Annotated in this window: 19 protein-coding genes and 1 tRNA gene; 7 read left to right on the forward strand and 13 right to left on the reverse strand. The window is 68.7% G+C overall.

Features of this window, described 5'->3' with window-relative positions; translation table 11 throughout:
* Positions 1-97 precede the first annotated feature (97 nt).
* The 3 genes from ACWEPG_RS20690 to aceE all read right to left on the reverse strand — a co-directional run bounded on the left by ACWEPG_RS20690 (position 98) and on the right by aceE (position 5,490).
* Positions 98-1,006, reverse strand: coding sequence for an ACP S-malonyltransferase (locus ACWEPG_RS20690; RefSeq protein ID WP_450112782.1), 909 nt, complete (start codon positions 1,004-1,006; stop codon positions 98-100).
* A gap of 128 nt (positions 1,007-1,134) precedes the next feature.
* Positions 1,135-2,403 (reverse strand): PucR family transcriptional regulator, encoded by a 1,269-nt coding sequence (locus ACWEPG_RS20695; protein ID WP_450112783.1) that lies wholly within the window; start codon positions 2,401-2,403, stop codon positions 1,135-1,137.
* 276 nt (positions 2,404-2,679) lie between these two features.
* The gene (aceE, locus tag ACWEPG_RS20700; RefSeq protein ID WP_452595166.1) at positions 2,680-5,490 is read right to left on the reverse strand and encodes a pyruvate dehydrogenase (acetyl-transferring), homodimeric type; all 2,811 of its coding nucleotides are present in this window, start codon (positions 5,488-5,490) and stop codon (positions 2,680-2,682) included.
* Between the two features lie 285 nt (positions 5,491-5,775).
* Between aceE and ACWEPG_RS20705 the strand changes: the two genes are divergently transcribed.
* The 4 genes from ACWEPG_RS20705 to ACWEPG_RS20720 all read left to right on the forward strand — a co-directional run bounded on the left by ACWEPG_RS20705 (position 5,776) and on the right by ACWEPG_RS20720 (position 8,443).
* Complete coding sequence (locus ACWEPG_RS20705) at positions 5,776-6,198, forward strand: DUF3052 domain-containing protein (protein WP_450112785.1); 423 nt, start codon at positions 5,776-5,778, stop codon at positions 6,196-6,198.
* A gap of 65 nt (positions 6,199-6,263) precedes the next feature.
* The gene (locus ACWEPG_RS20710) at positions 6,264-6,728 is read left to right on the forward strand and encodes a peroxiredoxin (protein WP_450112786.1); all 465 of its coding nucleotides are present in this window, start codon (positions 6,264-6,266) and stop codon (positions 6,726-6,728) included.
* A gap of 38 nt (positions 6,729-6,766) precedes the next feature.
* Positions 6,767-6,841 (forward strand) — tRNA-Val (locus ACWEPG_RS20715).
* Positions 6,842-6,937: 96 nt separating this feature from the next.
* On the forward strand, positions 6,938-8,443 hold the full coding sequence (locus ACWEPG_RS20720) for a hypothetical protein (RefSeq protein WP_452595167.1): 1,506 nt from the start codon (positions 6,938-6,940) through the stop codon (positions 8,441-8,443).
* Here ACWEPG_RS20720 and ACWEPG_RS20725 read toward each other — a convergent pair.
* Positions 8,434-8,910 (reverse strand): SRPBCC domain-containing protein, encoded by a 477-nt coding sequence (locus ACWEPG_RS20725; protein ID WP_452595168.1) that lies wholly within the window; start codon positions 8,908-8,910, stop codon positions 8,434-8,436. The genes ACWEPG_RS20720 and ACWEPG_RS20725 overlap by 10 nt on opposite strands.
* A 16-nt stretch (positions 8,911-8,926) precedes the next feature.
* On the opposite strand from ACWEPG_RS20725, the gene ACWEPG_RS20730 reads away from it, so the two are divergent.
* Positions 8,927-9,253 (forward strand): ArsR/SmtB family transcription factor, encoded by a 327-nt coding sequence (locus ACWEPG_RS20730; protein WP_452595169.1) that lies wholly within the window; start codon positions 8,927-8,929, stop codon positions 9,251-9,253.
* 365 nt (positions 9,254-9,618) lie between these two features.
* Here ACWEPG_RS20730 and ACWEPG_RS20735 read toward each other — a convergent pair whose 3' ends face one another.
* Positions 9,619-10,611: a GlxA family transcriptional regulator gene (locus ACWEPG_RS20735; protein WP_452595170.1), complete on the reverse strand. Its 993-nt coding sequence runs from the start codon at positions 10,609-10,611 to the stop codon at positions 9,619-9,621.
* Between the two features lie 72 nt (positions 10,612-10,683).
* Between ACWEPG_RS20735 and ACWEPG_RS20740 the strand changes: the two genes are divergently transcribed.
* The gene (locus ACWEPG_RS20740; protein WP_450134970.1) at positions 10,684-11,979 is read left to right on the forward strand and encodes an MFS transporter; all 1,296 of its coding nucleotides are present in this window, start codon (positions 10,684-10,686) and stop codon (positions 11,977-11,979) included.
* Positions 11,980-12,015: 36 nt separating this feature from the next.
* On the opposite strand, the gene ACWEPG_RS20745 is transcribed toward ACWEPG_RS20740, so the two are convergent.
* The 4 genes from ACWEPG_RS20745 to ACWEPG_RS20760 form a co-directional block, all read right to left on the reverse strand.
* Positions 12,016-12,534, reverse strand: coding sequence for a DUF2231 domain-containing protein (locus ACWEPG_RS20745; RefSeq protein WP_450112792.1), 519 nt, complete (start codon positions 12,532-12,534; stop codon positions 12,016-12,018).
* A gap of 44 nt (positions 12,535-12,578) precedes the next feature.
* Entirely contained in the window at positions 12,579-13,844 is a 1,266-nt protein-coding gene (locus ACWEPG_RS20750; RefSeq protein ID WP_450112793.1) for a sensor histidine kinase, read from the reverse strand.
* On the reverse strand, positions 13,841-14,515 hold the full coding sequence (locus ACWEPG_RS20755; protein ID WP_450112794.1) for a response regulator transcription factor: 675 nt from the start codon (positions 14,513-14,515) through the stop codon (positions 13,841-13,843). The genes ACWEPG_RS20750 and ACWEPG_RS20755 overlap by 4 nt, the downstream gene beginning before the upstream one ends.
* A 542-nt stretch (positions 14,516-15,057) precedes the next feature.
* The gene (locus tag ACWEPG_RS20760; protein WP_450112795.1) at positions 15,058-15,867 is read right to left on the reverse strand and encodes an alpha/beta hydrolase; all 810 of its coding nucleotides are present in this window, start codon (positions 15,865-15,867) and stop codon (positions 15,058-15,060) included.
* Positions 15,868-15,969: 102 nt separating this feature from the next.
* On the opposite strand from ACWEPG_RS20760, the gene ACWEPG_RS20765 reads away from it, so the two are divergent.
* Positions 15,970-16,467, forward strand: coding sequence for an acyltransferase (locus ACWEPG_RS20765; RefSeq protein WP_452595171.1), 498 nt, complete (start codon positions 15,970-15,972; stop codon positions 16,465-16,467).
* Between the two features lie 142 nt (positions 16,468-16,609).
* Here the strand turns inward: ACWEPG_RS20765 and ACWEPG_RS20770 are convergent, their stop codons facing one another.
* The 4 genes from ACWEPG_RS20770 to ACWEPG_RS20785 form a co-directional block, all read right to left on the reverse strand.
* Entirely contained in the window at positions 16,610-16,990 is a 381-nt protein-coding gene (locus ACWEPG_RS20770) for an ArsR/SmtB family transcription factor (protein WP_450112797.1), read from the reverse strand.
* A 5-nt stretch (positions 16,991-16,995) separates the two neighbouring features.
* Complete coding sequence (locus ACWEPG_RS20775) at positions 16,996-18,240, reverse strand: MFS transporter (RefSeq protein WP_452595194.1); 1,245 nt, start codon at positions 18,238-18,240, stop codon at positions 16,996-16,998.
* A gap of 504 nt (positions 18,241-18,744) precedes the next feature.
* Positions 18,745-18,873 carry a hypothetical protein gene (locus ACWEPG_RS20780; RefSeq protein ID WP_450112798.1) on the reverse strand — a complete coding sequence of 43 codons (129 nt, stop codon included), beginning with the start codon at positions 18,871-18,873 and terminating at the stop codon, positions 18,745-18,747.
* Positions 18,874-19,129: 256 nt separating this feature from the next.
* The gene (locus ACWEPG_RS20785; RefSeq protein WP_450112799.1) at positions 19,130-19,507 is read right to left on the reverse strand and encodes a type II toxin-antitoxin system Phd/YefM family antitoxin; all 378 of its coding nucleotides are present in this window, start codon (positions 19,505-19,507) and stop codon (positions 19,130-19,132) included.
* Between the last annotated feature and the right edge of the window lie 78 nt (positions 19,508-19,585).

Raw genomic sequence — 19,585 nt, forward strand, 5'->3', positions numbered from 1 at the left:
TGTTATTTTCGGGTCCTGCGTTCGACCGGTCCTCGGATCGGTCGAGTGCTGCAAGTGTGTGTGTTCATTCGAGTCACGGCGTGGGGCCGTGTTCGGTTCAGCCGAGTTGGGCGATGGCGTCCAGATCGGCGGGGGTCTTCAGGGCGAGCGTGGGGGTGCCCTTCATTTCGCGCTTGGCGATGCCCACCAGCGTGCCGGCCGGCGGGAGTTCGACGACCGCGGCCACTTCGGCGCCGCGGAGGTATGCGCTGCACAGATCCCACCGGACGGGCCGGGTGACCTGCGCGGCCAGCTTGGTCAGGGCGTCGGCGCCGGAGGCGACCGGCTGACCGTCGGCGTTGGACAGCAGGGTGCGCGTCGGCTCCTGCGGCGCGATCTGCGATGCCGCCTCGGTGACCGCGTCCTGGGCGGGGCCCATGAACCTGGTGTGGAATGCGCCGGCCACGGGCAGTGCGCGGACGCGAGCCTTCTCCGGCGGGTTCGCGGCCAGTTCCTCGAGCTTGCTGAGCAGGCCGGCGGCGACGATCTGACCGGCGGCGTTGCGGTTGGCCGGTTCGAGGTCGAGCTCGGCGAGCCGGGCGAGGACCGCGTCCTCGTCGCCACCGAGGACCGCGGACATGCCGGTCGGTTCCAGCGCGCACGCCTTCGCCATCTCGGAGCCGCGCAGTGCGGCGAGCGCGACCGCGTCGTCCGCGGAGATGACGCCGGCGATGGCGGCGGCGGCGAGCTCACCGACGGAGTGGCCCGCTGCCACGAGGTCGGCCGGAACCTGACCGCGGCGTTCGAGTTCCTCGAATGCCAGCAGCGCGGACGCCACGACGAGCGGCTGGGTGACGGCCGTGTCGGTGATCTCCTCCGCGGTCGCGGTGGTGCCGAGCCGGCCGAGGTCCAGGCCGGCGGCCTTGGACCAGATCGCAATGCGATCGGCGGTACCCGGCAGCTCCAGCCAGGGGCTGAGCATGCCGGGGGTTTGGGACCCCTGACCCGGGGCGAGCAACGCAATCACAGGAATAAGGGAACACCGATCGCCGGGTTCCGCGGGGTGTTGTTGGCGATGAACCTTGGACAAGTGTTTTGTAGGGTTCCAACAAAACAGCTTGTCGGGAGTGAGCATCGTACTTCAATCGTTGTGCGTTACACCCTGAACCCGTGATCTGTTGCTGATGTTACCGAAGTGGCTAAACGGGAGGGTTCGTGATTGGTTCGTGTCAGCCTTCCTACTGTTGCTGCGATTCGGAGTACGTACGCGTCCCGCGGGTTGGTCGGATCGCGCCGGGTGATCTCGGCGATTTTCTTCAGGCGATACCGCACAGTATTTGGATGGACGAACAGTTGACGGGCGCACGTCTCCACGGCGGCACCGCAGTCCAGATAGGTGTCGAGGGTGTCAGTCAGCGCGGACCCCGCCGCGGCGAGGGGACGCACCAACTGGTCGTTGAGGGCGTCGAGGGCGGCGCGGTCCCCGAGTAGCGCGCGTTCGGGGAGCAGCTCACCCGCGTGCACCGGCCGGGGCGCTCCCCGCCAGCCCGTCACGGCGTCCATGCCGGCCAGCGCCTCGACGGCGCTGAAGTGGGCGGTGCTCAGGGTTCCGGTCGTCGGGCCGATCACCACCGGGTCGGGGGAGAACGCGGCCAGCAGATCGGTCAGGAACGGTCGATTCTCCGGCGACGCCTTCACGTCGCCGGAGACCACGGCGACCAGGCGCGACCCCTGGACCACCGCCAACGCGGCGCGGCCGTGCCGCTGCGCGATGGTGTGCACCGTGCCGACCACCGAGACGCCCTGGTCCGGCGGCGGGGTGCCGACCAGGACGGTGGCCGGCGCGTTGGCGTCCCAGTTCAGCGTCGCGGCGCGGGAGAGCATGTCGGGTCCGCTGTCGCCGCGCACCACTGCATCCACCACCAGTGCCTCGAGCCGGGTGTCCCAGGCGCCGCGCGACTCGGCGGCGCTGGCATACACCGATGCCGCCGTGAATCCGAGCTCGCGCCCGTACCTCAGCACCGCCTCGGTCAACGCGATCAGCTGCTGGTCGTTGCGGGCGAGCGCGGGCAGCCACTGCTCGAAGAACTCCATCGCCACCCGCACCATGTCGACCGTCTGACGCAGCGTCAGGCGCCGGGCCAGGTCCTGGGGGATCACCTGGAAGGCATCGAGGCTGAACCGGACGTCGCTGTCCTCCGGGTTCCGCAGCCACTCGAGGAAGTTGACGATGGCGGTCTGCACCAGCAGCTGGACGCTGGCGCGCTGGTCCGCGTCCAGGTCGGCGAAGAACGGCAACTGCGTCTGCATCGACGAGACCGCCTCGGTGGAGAGCCGGCCCGAGAACTGCTTCACCCGGCGCAGCAGTGCGTCCGGCAGCGGCGCCCGCGGTTCACGCCGGTGGGCGAAGGGGGTCGGAATCATCGGTGGCGGCGACGTCGGGTCCGTGCCACGCGGGGCGCCGGCCGGTGCCGACGCATCCGCCCCCTCGACACGGGGCGTGGTCGCGGCTCCCGACTCTCCGGCTCCTGATTCTCCGGACCCGGGCTCGCCGGATTCCTGTGCACCCATGACTCCGAAACCTACGCCACGGCGCAGGTCCGGGCGCGATGCACGGGTGCGGCGACCCGGTGAGGGTCGGGACGGCGAACGCCCCGGCACCGAGTCGGTGCCGGGGCGCTGGCCGGGGGTGCCGGGGATCTAGGCGCTGCCCGGATCCTTCATCGACGTCGGTGCGGCGAGCACGTCGTCGATCCGGTACTGCCGGGCGGCCGCCGCCGGGGTGTTGTGCTCGACCTTGCCCGCGCGGGCGAGACCGGCCAGCACCGCGACCGCAATCGACTCGGCGTCGACGTTGAAGAAACGTCGCGCCGCCGTGCGGGTGTCGGAGAAGCCGAACCCGTCGGTGCCGAGGGTGGTGTAGTCGCCGGGCACCCACTGCCGGATCTGGTCCGGAACCGAGCGCATCCAGTCGGAGGCCGCGACGAACGGGCCCTCCGCGCCGGAGAGGGCGGTGGCCACGTACGGCAGCGGGGGAGCGACGTCCGGGTTGTGCAGCGCCTGCCGGTCGCACTCGATGCCCTCACGGCGCAGCTCGCCCCACGAGGTCACCGACCACACGTCGGCCGACACACCCCAGTCGTCGGCCAGCAGCTGCGCGGCCCGCAGGCCCTCCGGCATCGCAACACCGGACACCAGAATCTGCGCCTTCGGGCCGAGTCCCGTGCCGCGGTGGTACAGGTAGATGCCCTTGAGCAGGCCCTCGACGTCGAGGTTCTCGGGCTCCGCCGGCTGCACGTACGGCTCGTTGTAGATCGTCAGGTAGTAGAAGATGTTCTCGCCGCCGAACCCGGCCTCGCCTTCGGTACCGCCGTACATCCGCCGGATACCGTCCCGGACGATGTGGGCGATCTCGTAGGAGAACGCCGGGTCGTAGGTGACCGCGGCGGGGTTCGTCGACGCCAGCAGCAGCGAGTGCCCGTCCGCGTGCTGCAGGCCCTCACCGGTGAGGGTGGTGCGGCCGGCGGTGGCGCCGAGCACGAAGCCGCGGGCCATCTGGTCGGCCGCAGCCCACAACCCGTCGCCGGTGCGCTGGAACCCGAACATCGAATAGAAGATGTACAGCGGGATCATCGGCTCGCCGTGGGTGGCGTAGGAGGTGCCGACCGCGGTGAACGACGCCGTCGAGCCCGCCTCGTTGATGCCCTCGTGCAGGATCTGGCCGACGCTGGACTCCTTGTACGCCAACATCAGTTCGGCGTCGACGGAGGTGTACAGCTGACCGTTGCGGTTGTAGATCTTCAGCGACGGGAACCACGAGTCCATGCCGAACGTGCGGGCCTCGTCGGGGATGATCGGCACGATCCGCTTGCCGATCTCCTTGTCGCGCAACAGTTCCTTGATGACGCGCACCAGCGCCATCGTGGTCGCGACCTCCTGCTTGCCCGAGCCCTTGCGGATCGGGTCGAGGGCGGAGATGTCCGGCACCTGCAGCGGCGCGGCGTCGGTGCGTCGCGACGGCAGGAACCCGCCGAGCTGCTTGCGGCGGTCGAGCATGTACTGGATCTCCGGGGCGTCCGGCCCGGGGTGGTAGTACGGCGGCAGGTAGGGATCCTTCTCCAGTTCCGCATCGGAGATCGGGATCCGCTGCAGGTCGCGGAACGCCTTGAGATCGTCCAGGGTGAGCTTCTTCATCTGGTGCGTGGCGTTGCGGCCCTCGAAGTGCTTGCCGAGGGTGTAGCCCTTGATGGTGTGCGCCAGGATCACCGTCGGCTGGCCCTTGTGCGCCATCGCCGCGGCGTAGGCGGCATGGATCTTGCGGTAGTCGTGGCCGCCGCGCTTGAGGTTCCAGATCTCCTGGTCGGTGAGGTCCTTGACCAGTTCCTTGGTGCGCGGGTCGCGGCCGAAGAAGTGCTCGCGGACGTAGCCGCCGTCGTTCGCCTTGTAGGTCTGGTAGTCACCGTCCGGGGTGACGTTCATCAGGTTGACCAGCGCGCCGTCCTTGTCGGCGTGCAGCAGGGAGTCCCACTCGCGGCCCCACACGACCTTGATCACGTTCCAGCCGGCACCGCGGAAGAAGGACTCCAGCTCCTGGATGATCTTGCCGTTGCCGCGGACCGGACCGTCGAGGCGCTGCAGGTTGCAGTTGACGACGAAGGTGAGGTTGTCGAGGCCCTCGGTGGCCGCGACGTGCGCCAGGCCACGCGACTCGGGCTCGTCCATCTCGCCGTCGCCGAGGAACGCCCACACGTGCTGCTGCGAGGTGTCCTTGATGCCGCGGTCGTGCAGGTAGTGGTTGAATCGTGCCTGGTAGATGGCATTCATCGGGCCCAGACCCATTGACACGGTGGGGAATTCCCAGAAGTCCGGCAGCAGGCGCGGATGCGGGTACGACGGCAGGCCGCCCTCGGCGTGGCTGGCCTCCTGGCGGAAACCGTCCATCTGCTCGGCCGGGATCCGGCCCTCGAGGAACGCGCGAGCGTAGATGCCGGGCGAGGCGTGGCCCTGGACGAAGATGTGGTCGCCGCCGCCCGGGTGATCCTTGCCACGGAAGAAGTGGTTGAACCCGACCTCGTACAGAGCCGCCGAAGACGCGTACGTCGAGATGTGGCCACCGACGCCGACACCCGGGCGCTGTGCGCGGTGCACCATGATCGCAGCGTTCCACCGGATCCAGGCACGGTAGCGACGCTCGACCTCCTCGTCACCGGGGAACCAGGGTTCGTTCTCGGTGGGAATGGTGTTGACGAAGTCGGTGGAGGTCAGGGCGGGGATGGCGACGTGGTTTTCGCCGGCGCGCTCGAGCAGTCGCAGCATCAGGTAGCGTGCGCGCGTCGGCCCCGAACGCTCCAACAGGTCGTCGAAGCTCTCGATCCACTCGCCGGTCTCGTCGGGATCGATGTCGGGAAGGTAGGACGCGACGCCCTCACGGATGACGCGCACACGGCCGTCGGAACCGGGGGTGGGACTGGGCGCCAGGGGAGATACCGGGTCCTGGGTCTGCTCGGACAACATTTGCTCCTCATCGCGGTGGACGCTCGGTGTGGCGTCCTATCCATCCGCGTCGCCAACTGTGACGGCAACACGGTTTGTTCATGATGGTGATCTGAATCCAATCCTGCCAAACCGCGTCGGCAATGGTGCGGGCGAGTCTCATTCGTCCACCGTCGAAATATTTGTTCGCGCGATTCGGCCCGGTCCGCTTGCGCGGAAGGCTTCGAGCATGTTCGCTTTCACTACCGATCACCACCGATCGGAAGCTGGAGGTTCAGCTCGAACACTTAGGAGGACACCACCGTGGTCGCCGCGGCCGACGCCCAGAACTACGTCCAGAAACTGGGCATCACCCAAGACATGTCTGTACAGGAACTGGGTTGGGACGAGGACACCGACGACGACCTGCGGGCGGCCGTCGAAGAGACCATCGGCGGTGAGCTCCTCGACGAGGACTCCGACGAGGTGATCGACGTGGTCCTGCTGTGGTGGCGGGACGGCGACGGTGACCTGGTCGACGCGCTGATGGACGCGATCGGGCCGCTCGCCGACGAGGGCTTCGTGTGGGTGCTAACCCCGAAGACCGGTCAGCCCGGGCACGTCGAGCCAAGCGAGATCGCCGAATCGGCACCGACCGCGGGGCTGACGCAGACCTCCGCCGCCAATCTGGGATCCTGGTCCGGTAGCCGGCTGGTGCAGCCGAAGGCACGTCCCGCCAAGCGCTGACCGCCGAACCTGGGGAGCGGCGCCTCCGCGGCGCTCCCCAGACCGTCGAGACCTAGGAGTTCGTCATGCCGTTGGCCGTGGGCACCGTCGCGCCCGACTTCACGCTCAAGGACCAGAACAACCAGGACGTGTCGCTCTCCGACTACCGGGGGCGCAAGAACGTCCTGATCGTGTTCTACCCGCTCGCCTTCACCGGCACCTGCCAGGGCGAGCTGTGCCGCGTCCGGGACACCCTGCCGACGTTCGAGAACGACGACACCGCCGTCGTCGCGATCTCGGTCGGCCCGCCGCCCACCCACAAGATCTGGTCGGCGGAACAGGGCTACACCTTCCCGCTGCTGTCCGACTTCTGGCCGCACGGGGAGATCACCCAGGCGTACGGGGTGTTCAACGAGAAGGCCGGCTACCCCAACCGCGGCACCTTCGTCGTCGACAAGGCGGGAATCATCCGGTTCGCCGAGATGAACGGTCCCGGAGAGGCCCGTGACCAGGGAGCTTGGGAGAAAGCGCTCGCCGCGCTAGATTCCTGAGTGCAATTCGGCGAACGAATTCTCGTTCGCCGAATTCCGGGCGTGTAGCTCAGTGGTAGAGCTCTGGTTTTACACACCAGCGGTCGGGGGTTCGAAACCCTCCGCGCCCACCAAGTCCACGAATCCGATCGGATCCGTGGTCTGCGAGGTCGCTTTGAAGCAACTTCTGGCCGTCCGGCGATGTCGGTGCTGCGGCCTACGGTGCGCGCATGGATATCGGGCTGTGGTTCGGTTGGATCTGTTCGTTGTTCGTCCTGATGTATCTTGCGTCGTTTGCGCTTGCCGGTGCGGCTGCATTTCGCTCGCCCGCGTGGAATCCGACGCTCCATCGTGCTGCCGGTGTCGAGTTGACCCGCCGAGGGTACTTTGCGAGGCCTACGTCGACCGTCGAGGACGCCGCCGCGGCCGGTATGTGCGGGACAGCGGTGCAGTCCGCCGACGAGGATGAGGATTCGGGGATCGTCGATCTCATCCGTCTTCTGGGCTGCGGGAGTGACGACGACGAGATGGTCGATGATCTCGATTCTCGGCGCGATGCCTTTCTGGAAACTGCGGTGCGGCGTCAGTTCGCGCGAGTGGAGAACGTCGCCGATCTGCGGCTCGCCAGTCGTCTGTGGCGATTCCAGCGCTTCCTGAACGAACTGGAGATCGGTGCTCGAGGCGCCTGGTGGCTCGGCCGGCTCAGTCTCGACAAGCAATCAGCGGCGATCCGGAATTACGCGACGCAGGTTGCATTCGGTGCGACATTGCTCGGAGTCGTCTGGTGGACGGTGGGTACGGCGCTCGACGCCTCGGACAGGGATCTCCTGACGACCGTCGCGAAGTTCACCGGGTGTGGCGCTTTTCTGGGTGCACTGTTCGCGATTGCGCAGTTCTGGCGCAGTCTCCTCGTCTTACGGTGGGGCCCGATTTCTCGGTGGACCGGTCGAGGTGTCCTCACCGGTGCCGGACTCGTCGCTGTGGTGTCCGCCTTGTTTCTGAGTGGAGTTTCAGGTGCCGCCGCGGGCGTGGCGGAGTACCTGGCGAGGGCAACGGATCGTTTCACTTCCACCGGGCTTTCCGTCAGCATCGGTGGTGTTCTGCTGATCGCGGCACTGCTGTGGGTGGTGTGGCGATCCGTATCGGCAATCCGTCGCGGGCGCGGAACGCCGAGCGACCGACTCGGGACGGCGGCCGTTGCTGTCTTCTTGATGGCGATGACCGTGCCAGTGGCGCTCATGGTTCTCCGGCTACCGCTCGAGTCGGCATTCACGGCATCGGCTTGGGTGGCGGTTGTCGGGGGCGGATTGTTGGGTGGCGCGGCGATGCTGGCCTGGTGTCGTGAGTGGTGGGTGCGGTATCGAACACTCGTGGACTCGGGTTATCCGTTGCGTCGGTACGGATTCCGTTGGTCGATGCTGTTGACGTGGTCAGTTGCCTTCGCGGTGTTCGCGGTTCTCGCCGGCACTGCGGACGGCAGCAACCACCGATCGAGTCCGGGCGTCGAGGTGGTTGTCGAGTGTGCTCTCGCCGTGCTCGCAATTGTTGTGGTTCTTCTGCTTCCGCCGGGACTGGTCGTGACGTACTTGTTCGTTCGCCGGGTGAATGCGCAATACCAGCGTCGCGAGATGGAGCGGCACAGCACCTTCTTCGACGCAGGCACCGTGACGCGCGCTCTGATGGAGAGCCGGGAACGAGGTTCGGTGGCCGACCCTGCACGCGAAAGTCACTTGTAGAAGCCGTCGCGCAGGTTGATTCCGTGCTCGACCCACACCTTGAGCGCCGCGAGCATGCCGGTCCAGCCCTGGCAGTTGCCGAAGGCGCTCTTCGCGCCCTCCTCGGTGGGTTGCCACGCCGACTCGGTGATCGTGACCAGGGTCCGGGTGTCGTCGTCGACGGGTTCGAACTCGAATGTGGTGGTGGTCCTGCCCGTGTCGGATGTGGTGGCCGTGCCGGCCCACTCGATGACGATGCGGCGCGGCGGTTCGGCCGCGACGACGGTGACGGGGAAGGCGCCGGGGAAGTCGGCGAAGTCCCACGTGACCTCGGAGTTCGACTCCAGCCGGCCGCGCGCGCCGCCGGTGGTGAAGTACTTCGACAGTTGCTCGGGGTCGGCGACGGCCTCGTACACCTCGGCGCAGGGCCGCGAGACGTGACCGGAGACGGTGAATGTCAGTGCGGTGAGGGTGTTCTGCTCAGACATGTTGTAATTTTACAACATGTCTGTGGGTGGCCGCGAGGAATCGGACGACGACCGGGTGTTCAAGGCGCTGGCGTCCGGGACGCGGCGGCGGATGCTCGACGTGCTGCGGGAGTCGTCGTGCACGACCGGCGAGCTGTGCGCGCGATTCCCCGAACTCGACCGCACCACCGTCCTCCAGCACCTGAAGGTGCTCGAGCGCGCCGAACTGGTGACCGGTCGCAGCGTGGGGCGGGAGCGACGCCTGACGCTCGCACCCCTGCCGATCAAACGCATCCACGACCGCTGGATCGGCGAGTACGCCCGCGCCGCCATCGACCTGCTGGATAGGCTGGGGCGCGAATGAACGCGCCGCCGGGCCGACGGTGGTGCGGTCAGCGGTTGCTGGTCACTGCATGAGGTACATCAGCAGCGTGAGGACGAGGGCGACGACCGCGGCGACAAGGAGCATGCCGGGCCAGATTCTCGGTTCCGAACTGTCGAAGTGATCGTGCATCACGGCACCTCTTGACGTGGTGGGCGATGGAAGCCGGGCTGCCCCGGCCGATCCGGGTCGGGTCGACCGGGGCGGACGCGACCCGACCCGGAGGGATGGGTACGGGTGCTCCAGCGCCGACTCTAGGTATGGTCCGGCGTGCGTGAGTGCGACTTTCCCCGGCGTTCACCTGGTGTTCGGCGACGCGCCGTCCAGGGCGCGTGGGTGGGTGGTGTCTACGGGGTGGCGGGCGCTGTCGTGGCCGCGCCGGCCTCCCCGCGGAAGGTCCGGCGGTACGCGGACGGGGGGACCCCCAGCTGTGCTGCCATGTGCTGTCGCAGGGAGGCGGCGCTGCCGAAGCCGACGTCGGCGGCGATGGTGTCCACCGGCAGGTCGGTCGTCTCGAGGAGCTGGCGCGCCCGGTCGACGCGGCGGGTGATCAGCCACTGCGCCGGAGTGGTTCCCACCTCCTCGCCGAACCGCCGGGTGAAGGTGCGCACGCTCATGTTGGCGTGCCGCGCGAGCCGGGAGAGTTGCAGCGGCTCGTCCAGCCGTTGCAGGGCCCAGTCCCGCGTCGCCGCCGTCGATTCCGCGGTGTGTGCCGGGATCGGCCGCTCGATGAACTGGGCCTGCCCGCCGTCCCGCCACGCCGGCACGACGGAGCGTTTCGCGACGCGGGTGGCGACGTCCGACCCGTGGTCGCGGCGCACGATGTGCAGGCACAGGTCGATGCCCGCTGCGACGCCGGCCGAGGTGAGCACGTGGCCCTCGTCGACGAACAGGACGTCGGGGTCGACGCGGACCTGCGGATAGGTGCGCTGGAAGTGCTCGGCGTGCCGCCAGTGGGTGGTGGCCCGCAACCCGTCGAGCAGGCCCGCGGCGGCGAGGACGTACGACGCGATGCAGATCGACACGTACCGGGTGCCCGGGCGGATGAAGCCGAACGCCTTCTCCAGGTGCTCGGGCAGGTGGCCGTCGCGGGTGGCACCGAGTTCGTACGTCGCCGGGATCACCACGGTGTCTGCGGTCGCCAGCAGCTCCGGGCCGTGGTCGACCGACACTGTGAAGTCGACCTCCGTGCGGACCGGGGCGCCGTCCGCGGTGCATGTGAGCACCTCGTACAGCGGCGCGCCGTCCCTGTCCTCGGCCATCCCGAACACCCGCGAGGGAATACCCAGCTCGAACGGGACGACTCCGTCCAGCGCGAGAACCACCACCCGATGCACCATGGCTGGATTCTTTCACATGTTGGCGTTCACGCCAGTGGTTCGCGAGGGTCACCATCGCGCAGACTGGTCGCCGTGACTTCTGAGCTCGTACGCCCCGCCGCTGCCGGTACGCCCCCGCGAGTGCACTACGCCTGGCTGGTGGCCGCGGTCGCGTTCCTCGCGCTCGTCGGTGCGGCGGCGTTCCGGGCGGCACCGTCGATCCTGATCGACCCACTGCACGACGACTTCGGCTGGTCCCGGGCCTCGATCTCCTCGGCGGTGTCGATCAACCTGGTCCTGTACGGGCTGACGGCACCCTTCGCGGCGGCACTGATGGAGCGGTTCGGCCTGCGCGCGGTGGTGTCGGCGGCGCTGCTGCTCGTCGCAGCGGGCAGCGGGCTGACGGTCTTCATGACCACCCAGTGGCAACTCGTCCTGCTGTGGGGCGTCCTCGTCGGGCTCGGCACCGGATCGATGGCGCTGGCGTTCGTCGCGACCGTCGTCGACCGCTGGTTCGTCGCCCGCCGTGGCCTGGTCACCGGCATCCTCACCGCCGGCGGCGCCGCCGGGCAACTGGTGTTCCTACCGGTCCTCGCCGCCGTCTCCGAGGCCCACTCCTGGCGGACGGTCGCGCTGACGGTGTCGTTCGCGGCGCTGGCCGTCGTGCCCCTGGTGCTGCTGTTCCTGCGCAATCGCCCCTCGGACGTCGGAACCGTTCCGTACGGCGCCGCCCCCGACTTCGTGGAGCCGGAACCGGCGGCGCAGTCCGGCGGAGCGGTGCGCCGCGCGCTCGCGGTGCTGGCCGCGGCGGCGAGGACCCGCGTGTTCTGGCTCCTCGCCGGGACATTCGCGATCTGCGGTGCGAGCACCAACGGGCTCGTCGGGACCCACTTCGTGCCCGCCGCCCACGACCACGGCATGCCAACCACGGCCGCCGCGAGCCTGCTCGCGGTGATCGGCATCTTCGACGTCGCCGGCACCATCGCGTCCGGCTGGTTCACCGACCGCTTCGACTCGCGCAAGCTCCTCGGCGCCTACTACCTGCTCCGCGGCCTCTCGCTGATCTTCCTACCGATCCTGTTCGCGGAGACCGTGCACCCGCCGATGATCGCCTTCGTCATCTTCTACGGTCTCGACTGGGTCGCGACCGTCCCGCCTACGGTTGCGCTGTGCCGCAAGCATTTCGGTGCCGACGCCCCGATCGTGTTCGGATGGGTGCTCGCCTCGCACCAGATCGGCGCCGGGCTGGTCGCATTCCTCGCGGGCCTGGTGCGCGACCGGTTCGGCGGCTACGACGCCGCGTTCTACGTGGCGGGCGGACTGTGCGCGATCGCGGCCGTCATGTCGCTGGCCATCGTCGGGCGGGGCCGCGAGCCGGTCACCGTCTGACGCGGCGAGTCCGAGGTCGTTCGAGGCGCCGACCGATCAGCGCGGCGCGGCGGCCGACTCGTTTGCCTGGTCGTGCCACACGGCGGTCGCGCCGCTGTCGCCGATCCGATAGACCTGGACCACCGATCCGACGGCCACGGCGATGCCCAGGACCGTCAGTGCGATTGCCACGATCTGGGATGCCCGCCCCTGCGACGATCCGGTGCGCGCGCTCCACCACTGCCGTACCCGCGGCCGATGTAGCGCCCACCATGCCGCCGCGACAGCGAAGACGCCGACCGACCAGACCAGGAGTTGGTCACCGAGTTCGGCGTGGATCCGCACCAGCGGATCGCGGGGGACCCGGTGCTCGAGCCACTCGCCGGCGTGGGTGGTGAGCGGGACCAGCACCAGCGTCACGAACGCCACCACGGGGGTGACGGCCCCGAGACGCCGCCGGGCTGCCGGCCAACACAGTGAGAGGAGCAGGAGCAGTGCGGAAAGCGGGACCAGGACCACCACGAAGTGCACGAGCAGTGGATGGATCGGCAGGCCGTTGAACGTTGTGGGCCCCATGTTGTGACTCGCCTCCGTCGGATGTGTGTGTGACCGTCGCCAGACTAGGTCCGGATTCTTGGAGTCTGCTGGGAGTTCGCGGGCAGGACGAGGGTGAACGTGGAGCCCTGTCCCTCGACGGAATCCACGAGCACCTCACCGTCGTGTGCTTGCGCGACCTCGCGGACGAGTGCGAGGCCGATCCCGTGCGCGCGCCGACCGGAGGGCTGGTCGGGCCCGTGCGCGAATCTCGCGAACAGCCGGGGCAACTGCTGGGGCGAGACGCCGACACCGGTGTCGGTCACCGCGATACGGACGAGTCCGGCGCCGACCCCGATGCGGACGATCACCCGTCCACCCGGCCGGACGTGAGTGACGGCATTGTCCACCAGGCCGTGCACCGCGCGGCGGAGCGCCGGCCGCGAGCCGGACACGAAGGCCGGGTCGGCATCCGACTCGACGTCGATTGCGACTCCGAGGGATCGGGCGTGGGCCGTCATGCTTTCGCCGATCTGCTCGCACAGGACGGCCACGTCGACCGGCTCGCGGGCGGCCGGACCGGAGTCCAGCGAAGCCGAGAGCAGAAGATCCTCGACGAGTTCGGTCAACGCCCGGGTGTCGTCGACGATGCCGTCGAGCTGCTTCGAGAGCTCGGCCGGTTCGATCCGTTGCGCCCGCCTGGCGAGCAGTTGCGCCCGGGTGTGCAGGACGGTCAGCGGTGCCCGCAGTTCGTGCGAGGCATCCGCGACGAATCGGCGCTGCAGCGTCAACGCCTGCGCCAATGGTCGAATCGATCTGCGGGACAACAGGATCACGACCAGCGTCGAGGCCGCGATACCGGTGATCTCGGCGAGGAGCAGGGCCGACAGCAGCCGGTCCCGGCCGGCGTGGAACGGTTCGAGGTCCACGAGCGCGACTGCGCGTCCGCCGTGGATGTCGGCGACGAGCCCGCGATAGTCCCGGTCGCCGTCGCGGACGTCCACGAAACCGGGCGGACCGTCGAGGAGCTGCACGGCCCGGGACGGTGCGCCCGCGCTGACCGCTGTCGCCCCGTCCGGGCCGCGGAGTGCGAGTGCCGTTCCCGGTGGCGGATCGTCGACGTCCTCGGCGGTCTCGACGACGGACCGCAACTGCGACTCCACCTGTCTGGACTGGGCGCGGCCGTCGACCAGGAACGCGACGACGCCCACCACCATCAGGACGAGGGCGAGGGCGACCGCCGCTTGCAGCGACACGACGCGACCGGCGCGCCGCAGCAGCAGTTCGTCGCCGATCACCGCGGCCGGGCGGGTAGCGAGGGCGGGCCTGCGACGGAACGAACGGGTGGTCAACGGGAGCCGATCCGGTACCCGACGCCCCGGACGGTGCGCACCACGTCGCGCCCGAGCTTTCGGCGCAGGTAGTGCACGTACGTGTCGACGGTTCCCGGCGTGCCTGCCGCGCCGAACGCGGCGTCGAGCAGTTGTCCGCGGGTGAACACCTGGCCGGGCGACCGGGCGAGTACCACCAACAGTGCGCACTCGCTCGCCGACAGCTCGACCCTGCCGTCCTCGCCGACCACCGTCCGGCTCGCCGGCTCCAGTTGTCGCCCCGCGACCGGCAGCAGTTCGGCGGCGTCGAACCGGCGGCGGCGCAGCGCGCGCAGCCGGGCAAGCAGCTCCGGGATCTCGAACGGCTTGACGAGGTAGTCCTCGGCACCGGCGTCGAGTCCTTCGACCCGGTCGAGGAGCATGCCCCGGGCGGTGAGCACGAGAACCGGGGTGTCGATGCCGTGTCGCCGGAGTGCGCGGAGCACCTCGATGCCGTCACGTCCGGGCAGGCCGCGGTCGAGAACCACGACGTCGTAGCGACGTGTGAGGCCCAGGTGCAGCCCGGTCGGGCCGTCCCCTGCGGTCTCCACGCGGTACCCCTCGTCGGTGAGCAGTTCGACGAGTAGGTCGGTCAGGTGGGTGTCGTCCTCGACGAGCAGGACGGCTGGGAGCTCGGGGACAGGTGCGGGCACGGTTCGAGGGTGCCACCGCCCGGCTCGCACGTCCGGTGGGATGGCCGGTCCCGGTCCGCATCCGTACCCGTCCCGGTCCGCCCCTCCCGCCACCGGGAGGACATCCGACGATGCGCTGGAGGACCTGGACAGCGGCCGAATCGCCTGGAGATCCCGGGGACGCTGTCTCGGTGATCGTCCGCAGCGACTGCCACCGGGCGGCCCGACAATCGTGCCGGACGTCACAGTGAGAGTTCACCTTCCCTTCACCGGCGCCGCGACGGATCTCACTACCGTGGTCAGGGACCGAGGCGTCCGGTCGACGGCATCTCGGTCCGCGAAACTGCGTGAGCTCGAAGAACACTCCGTCCGCCTGCCCAGGGAGGTGTACTCATGGAACTCCTCGCAGCCCTGACCCTCGTCGCCGCTCCGATTGTGGTGCTCGCCGTCTACCTCACCTTGAGTGCGGTGTTCCTGCTCGAACTTCGCAAACGTGAGCGTCACGAGGACGAACCGCCCGTGGACCGTCCGAAACCCGCGCCGCCCGCTCGGAGCCCGCGCCCTCAGCCGTGTCGTGTCCCGAGATCGTGGCGATCGAGGAAGTCCAGCGCCAGGTCCGCGACCTCGCGCCACCCGTTGTCGGCGGTGAGGGAGTGCCCCCGGTCGGGCAGCACCGAGTACTCGGTGGCACCGGTGTTGCGACGCTGAATGTTGTACTGCGACCGGACCAGTGACTCGGGAACGGTCCGGTCCGCACCGCCGGCGACCAGCAGCAGCGGGCCTCGGGCGGTGCGGGTGTCGACCTTGGTGGGGCCGCCCGCGATGTTCGCCAGCGCCGCCTGGAACAGCGGCCGCGCCGGACCCGGGATGGTGTAGGTCTCGAACAGGTGGTCCGACTCCTCCCGCGGCACCGCGCTGGCGTACCCGCGGTGATACGTCTCCGGCGTGTGCGACCACGTCTTCTTCCGCAGGCCCGGTCGGCTCAGGATCGGCAGGACGGTCTGCACCTGCGTGCGCGGCAGCCGCAGCACCCCCTTGAACTGGGCCGGTGCGATCGCGACCGCGCCGCGCACCAGTCCGTCGCCGAGCAGCTTCTGCGCGATCAGCCCGCCGAACGAGTGCCCCACCACGATCGGCTGTGTCGGCATCGCCTCGACGACGGTCCGATAGTGCCGGGCGACCTCCCCGATCCCGACCCCGTTCAGCTCGTCGGGGTTCTCCCTGGTGGCCGCCACGGTGTCGCCGTCGCCGGGCCAGCCGGGGGTGATCGGTACGTACCCCCGGGCGGCGAACAGGTCGCGCCACGGCTGCCAGCTGCTCGAGTGCATCCACAGACCGTGCACGAACACGACGGGAATCGGGTCGGGTTCCATCACGATCTCCTCAGGGGTCTCGGCAATCTGTGCTCCGGCGGGGGATGTCTCGGCAGGACGCTGCGGCGTCAAGCGTAGAGCGCGCGCGGCTATCGTGACGCGATGCGCCTGATCACGATCATCCAGTCCTCCCCGTTCGTGCCGGTGTGGCTGCGGATCCTGTTGCTGCTCGCCGCGGGTGCGCGGGTATGGGGCGCGGGCATCTATGCGGGATGCCACTTCGGTGGCAAGGACATTCGGATGGGGGTGGGGACCTTCGTCAACCGCGGGGTGCTGTTCGACGGGACCGCGCCGATCACGCTCGGCCGGCAGGTGGCTGTCGGGCACGGTGCCAAGTTCATCACCAGTAGCCACGAGATCGGTCCGGAGGACGGGCGCGGGGGCCGGGTGTTCCACCGGCCGATCACCATCGGCGACGGCAGCTGGATCGGCGCGGGCGCGATCGTGCTGCCCGGGGTGACAGTCGGTCCCGGTTGCATCGTCGGGGCGGGTGCCGTCGTCACCCGCGACTGCGAATCCAACGGCCTCTACGCGGGCAACCCGGCGCGGCGGGTGCGGGACCTGCCGGTCGGTGCGTCGCGATCCGGCATCCCGGGGTGACGGGAGCTCGACTCGTCGGTGCGGCCGGATCACGAAGTCTGCTGCCTGAGCCTGGATCGCCGCTCGGAGGATGATGGTCTTCGGGCTCGGCTTGGTTGGTCCCTCGTTCGTTGGAGCGGACCGGTGTGAGGTTTGTCTGGGGCTATTCGTGTGGGGGTTCGCCGGTGACGACGTGGTCGGCGTGGTTCATGCCCTCGCGGACGAGGCGGGTGAGGTGGCCGTCGCGGATGCTGTAGATGACGCGGCGGCCGTCTTTGCGGGTGTCGACCAAACCGGTGAAGCGGAGTTTGGCGAGGTGTTGGCTGACGGCGGTGCGGGAGGCGCCGCAGGCGTCGGTCAGGGCGGTGACGTCGGCGTCGGTTTCGGTGAGGATCCAGAGGATGTGCAGGCGGGTGGGGTCGGAGAGCATCCGGAAGGTGCTCGTCGCGGCGTCGAGGCGCGGCTGATCCGGTGCGGTGGCGTGGGTGAGGCTGGCCACGGTGGTGGCCGGTGTGGCGCCGGTGTTCGTGCTGTCCGCAGCCATCGTTGTCACCTTCCGGCCGTCACCATCTCTGGCACTGCGAGGCCGACGCTTTTCGGCCATGCCCGCGTTGCTGTTGTTGTTGCGAGTGTAGCGATCGCGGTCAGGACCGCTGCGGCGGTGAATTGGCTGGTCTGGGCGCCGACCCATCCTGCGATCGGGTAGGTGAGCATGAAACACGCGTGGGAGAGGGAGAACTGGGCGGTGAACACCGAGGCGCGTGTGTCGAGGGTCGACTCGGCTCGAAGCAGTCGGGCCGAGGGGGTGTTGATCATCGACGTTCCGGCGCCGAGCACGATCCAGAGCACGGTGAGCGCCGCCCACCCCACGCCGGGTGACGGGTCGATGGCCAGGACAGCGGTGACCGCGGCCAACCCGATGGGGAGGATCACGGCACCGGTCAGCATGACGGTCCGGTCGTCGACGCGGGTGAGCAGCCTGGGGATGAGGAGGGCGACGAGCATGGAGCCGCCGCCGTAGCAGCCGAGGGCGAGCGCGACGCCGGTGTTGGTGCCGCCGAGGAGGTCTCGGACGTAGACGACGGTGTTGACGACGACGAGGCCGGTGGCAGCGGCGACGGCGAGGTTCATCGCCAGCAGTCCGCGCAGGACGGGACGGGAGAGCATCACGCGTGCACCGCCGGTGATGCGGTGGACGAGCGGGATCGACCGGTCGGCGGGGATCAGGCGCGGCAGGGATGTCGAGACGACCAGGGCGGCGGAGGCGACGAATCCGGCGACGGTGCCGAGGAAGAGCAGGTTGTAGGAGATCACCGTCAGCAGGGCGGCGGCCAGCACGGGGCTGAGCAGGGATTCGAGGTCGTATGCGAGGCGGGAGAGGGAGAGGCCGCGGGTGTAGTCGTCCTCGTCGTCGAGGATGGAGGGGATCACCGACTGGAACGTCGGGGTGAAGGTCGCCGAGGCCGCTTGCAGCAGGAAGAGCAGCAGGTAGATCTGCCACACCTGCTCGACGAACGGCAACAGCAGCGCGATCGCCGCGCGCACCACATCCGCGGACACGAGGAGCAACTTCCGCGGCACCCGGTCGGTGGCCGCGGTGATCACCGGGGCGACCGCGACGTAGGCGACCATCTTGATCGCCAGCGCCGTCCCGAGCACCGCTCCGGCCTGACTGCCTGCGATGTCGTAGGCCAGCAGTCCGAGTGCGACCGTCAGCAGGCCTGTGCCGACCAGTGCGACGACCTGCGCGGTGAACAGCCGACGGTATTCGCGGTGACGCAGCACGCTCATCAACACGGGACCTCCGGGATCGTTCGACTGTCGAATCGATCCAAAGATATCCTTTATGTGCGCACCTGTGCACCTATGCACCTATGCATGGTCAGGTCTGATCCCGCTGCCGTCGAGACCGGAAGGCCTTCCGTGCGTCAGTCGCCCGGAGGAGGACACACGCCATCGCCGCCGGCATCGACTTCCGACCCGTCGGGGGTGGGCATGCCGCTCGGAAACGGACTCTCGGGGGGAGTGCCGCCGGAGCTTGCTGCCGGCGCTGTGAACGGCAGGCTGAGCGGCCATCGAATGCCGAACGTGCCTATTTGCGGTGAAGCGCCCGGGAAAAGGCGAGAATTGGGAACCAGGGGTCCTGGCCGGAACGAACGAGAGAAGTGAAATGGGGGAAATTGCGCGGAGTGGGGTTTCCGCCCGAACGAGGGGCTCGCGGTCACGGCCGCCTCGCCCGGTGGTGTCGAGTGCAGCTTCCGCTCACGCGGCAGCGGCACTCGACATCGACCGCAGCTGCTATCCGAGCAGTTCGCTCACGGTTTCGGCGGAACCGGTGAAGAAGCTCAGCGCCCCGAACAGATCGCTCGTTGCGCCGGCGAAGTCGGCGACGAGGTCGAGGAACGGAACGATCTCGGCGGAACCCATGCGTGCTCTCCTTTTCTCGTGCGGCAATGGCCGCGTAAATACCCGAGGAAGCATCCACTAATTCGAGGTGATTTGTAAACAAGTGTGACGAGAGTCAATTTATTTCCATATTCGCACGTCCGCATACGCGTTCACATATTCGCGAATGTTTATTTCCGAATGTGGAACTCGCAGGCCGACCGGCGACGACGGAGGTTCCGTGCCGCAACGCGGGCGGGGTCGGACGAACCGGCGACGACGGCCCGTGAGGCCAGGATCACCGGGTCTTCTTCTTCCGCTTCTTTCGCTTCTTCCGCGCCTGGGCCCGGGACCCTCGCTTGCGCTTCTCGGCCGAATGCGTGGCCGCATCGCCGCTCTCGGTGACCTGCTCTTCGGGGGCAGGCGCAAGCGAGCGGGCCATCTCCCTCCGCAGGCTCTCCATCAGCTCCGGTGAGCGGAGCAGGAAGTTCGCCTCCTGCAGCGCGGTGTACCGCGCAAGCGAGATGAGTACGGCGCTGTTGCTCTTGCCGGCGATCTCCACCGCGACCGTGTTCTCGTTGACGTCCCGGATGAGCGATGCCAACCGTTTGCGCGCGGACTTCACCGTCGCCACCACCGCCGTCGACTCCATTCGCCGCTGAACTGACTCCGGCATCCTTCCACCACCGAGCGGTGAATCGGACACGGACACGACAATCTCGTCGAACCGGTGTGGGACCGGGGAGGGACGAAG

It is taken from the genome of Rhodococcus sp. NPDC004095, assembly GCF_053604015.1.

Excerpts from the sequence above, each read along its gene's own strand:
- ACWEPG_RS20710 (WP_450112786.1), top strand. The coding sequence starts at position 6,264 with ATGCCGTTGGCCGTGGGCACCGTCGCGCCCGACTTCACGCTCAAGGAC.
- ACWEPG_RS20720 (WP_452595167.1), top strand. The coding sequence starts at position 6,938 with ATGGATATCGGGCTGTGGTTCGGTTGGATCTGTTCGTTGTTCGTCCTG.
- ACWEPG_RS20770 (WP_450112797.1), bottom strand. The coding sequence starts at position 16,990 with ATGGCTGCGGACAGCACGAACACCGGCGCCACACCGGCCACCACCGTG.
- ACWEPG_RS20695 (WP_450112783.1), bottom strand. The coding sequence starts at position 2,403 with ATGATTCCGACCCCCTTCGCCCACCGGCGTGAACCGCGGGCGCCGCTG.
- ACWEPG_RS20780 (WP_450112798.1), bottom strand. The coding sequence starts at position 18,873 with ATGGGTTCCGCCGAGATCGTTCCGTTCCTCGACCTCGTCGCCGACTTC.
- ACWEPG_RS20765 (WP_452595171.1), top strand. The coding sequence starts at position 15,970 with ATGCGCCTGATCACGATCATCCAGTCCTCCCCGTTCGTGCCGGTGTGG.
- ACWEPG_RS20745 (WP_450112792.1), bottom strand. The coding sequence starts at position 12,534 with ATGGGGCCCACAACGTTCAACGGCCTGCCGATCCATCCACTGCTCGTG.
- ACWEPG_RS20725 (WP_452595168.1), bottom strand. The coding sequence starts at position 8,910 with ATGTCTGAGCAGAACACCCTCACCGCACTGACATTCACCGTCTCCGGT.
- ACWEPG_RS20730 (WP_452595169.1), top strand. The coding sequence starts at position 8,927 with ATGTCTGTGGGTGGCCGCGAGGAATCGGACGACGACCGGGTGTTCAAG.
- ACWEPG_RS20760 (WP_450112795.1), bottom strand. The coding sequence starts at position 15,867 with ATGGAACCCGACCCGATTCCCGTCGTGTTCGTGCACGGTCTGTGGATG.
- ACWEPG_RS20785 (WP_450112799.1), bottom strand. The coding sequence starts at position 19,507 with ATGCCGGAGTCAGTTCAGCGGCGAATGGAGTCGACGGCGGTGGTGGCG.
- ACWEPG_RS20735 (WP_452595170.1), bottom strand. The coding sequence starts at position 10,611 with ATGGTGCATCGGGTGGTGGTTCTCGCGCTGGACGGAGTCGTCCCGTTC.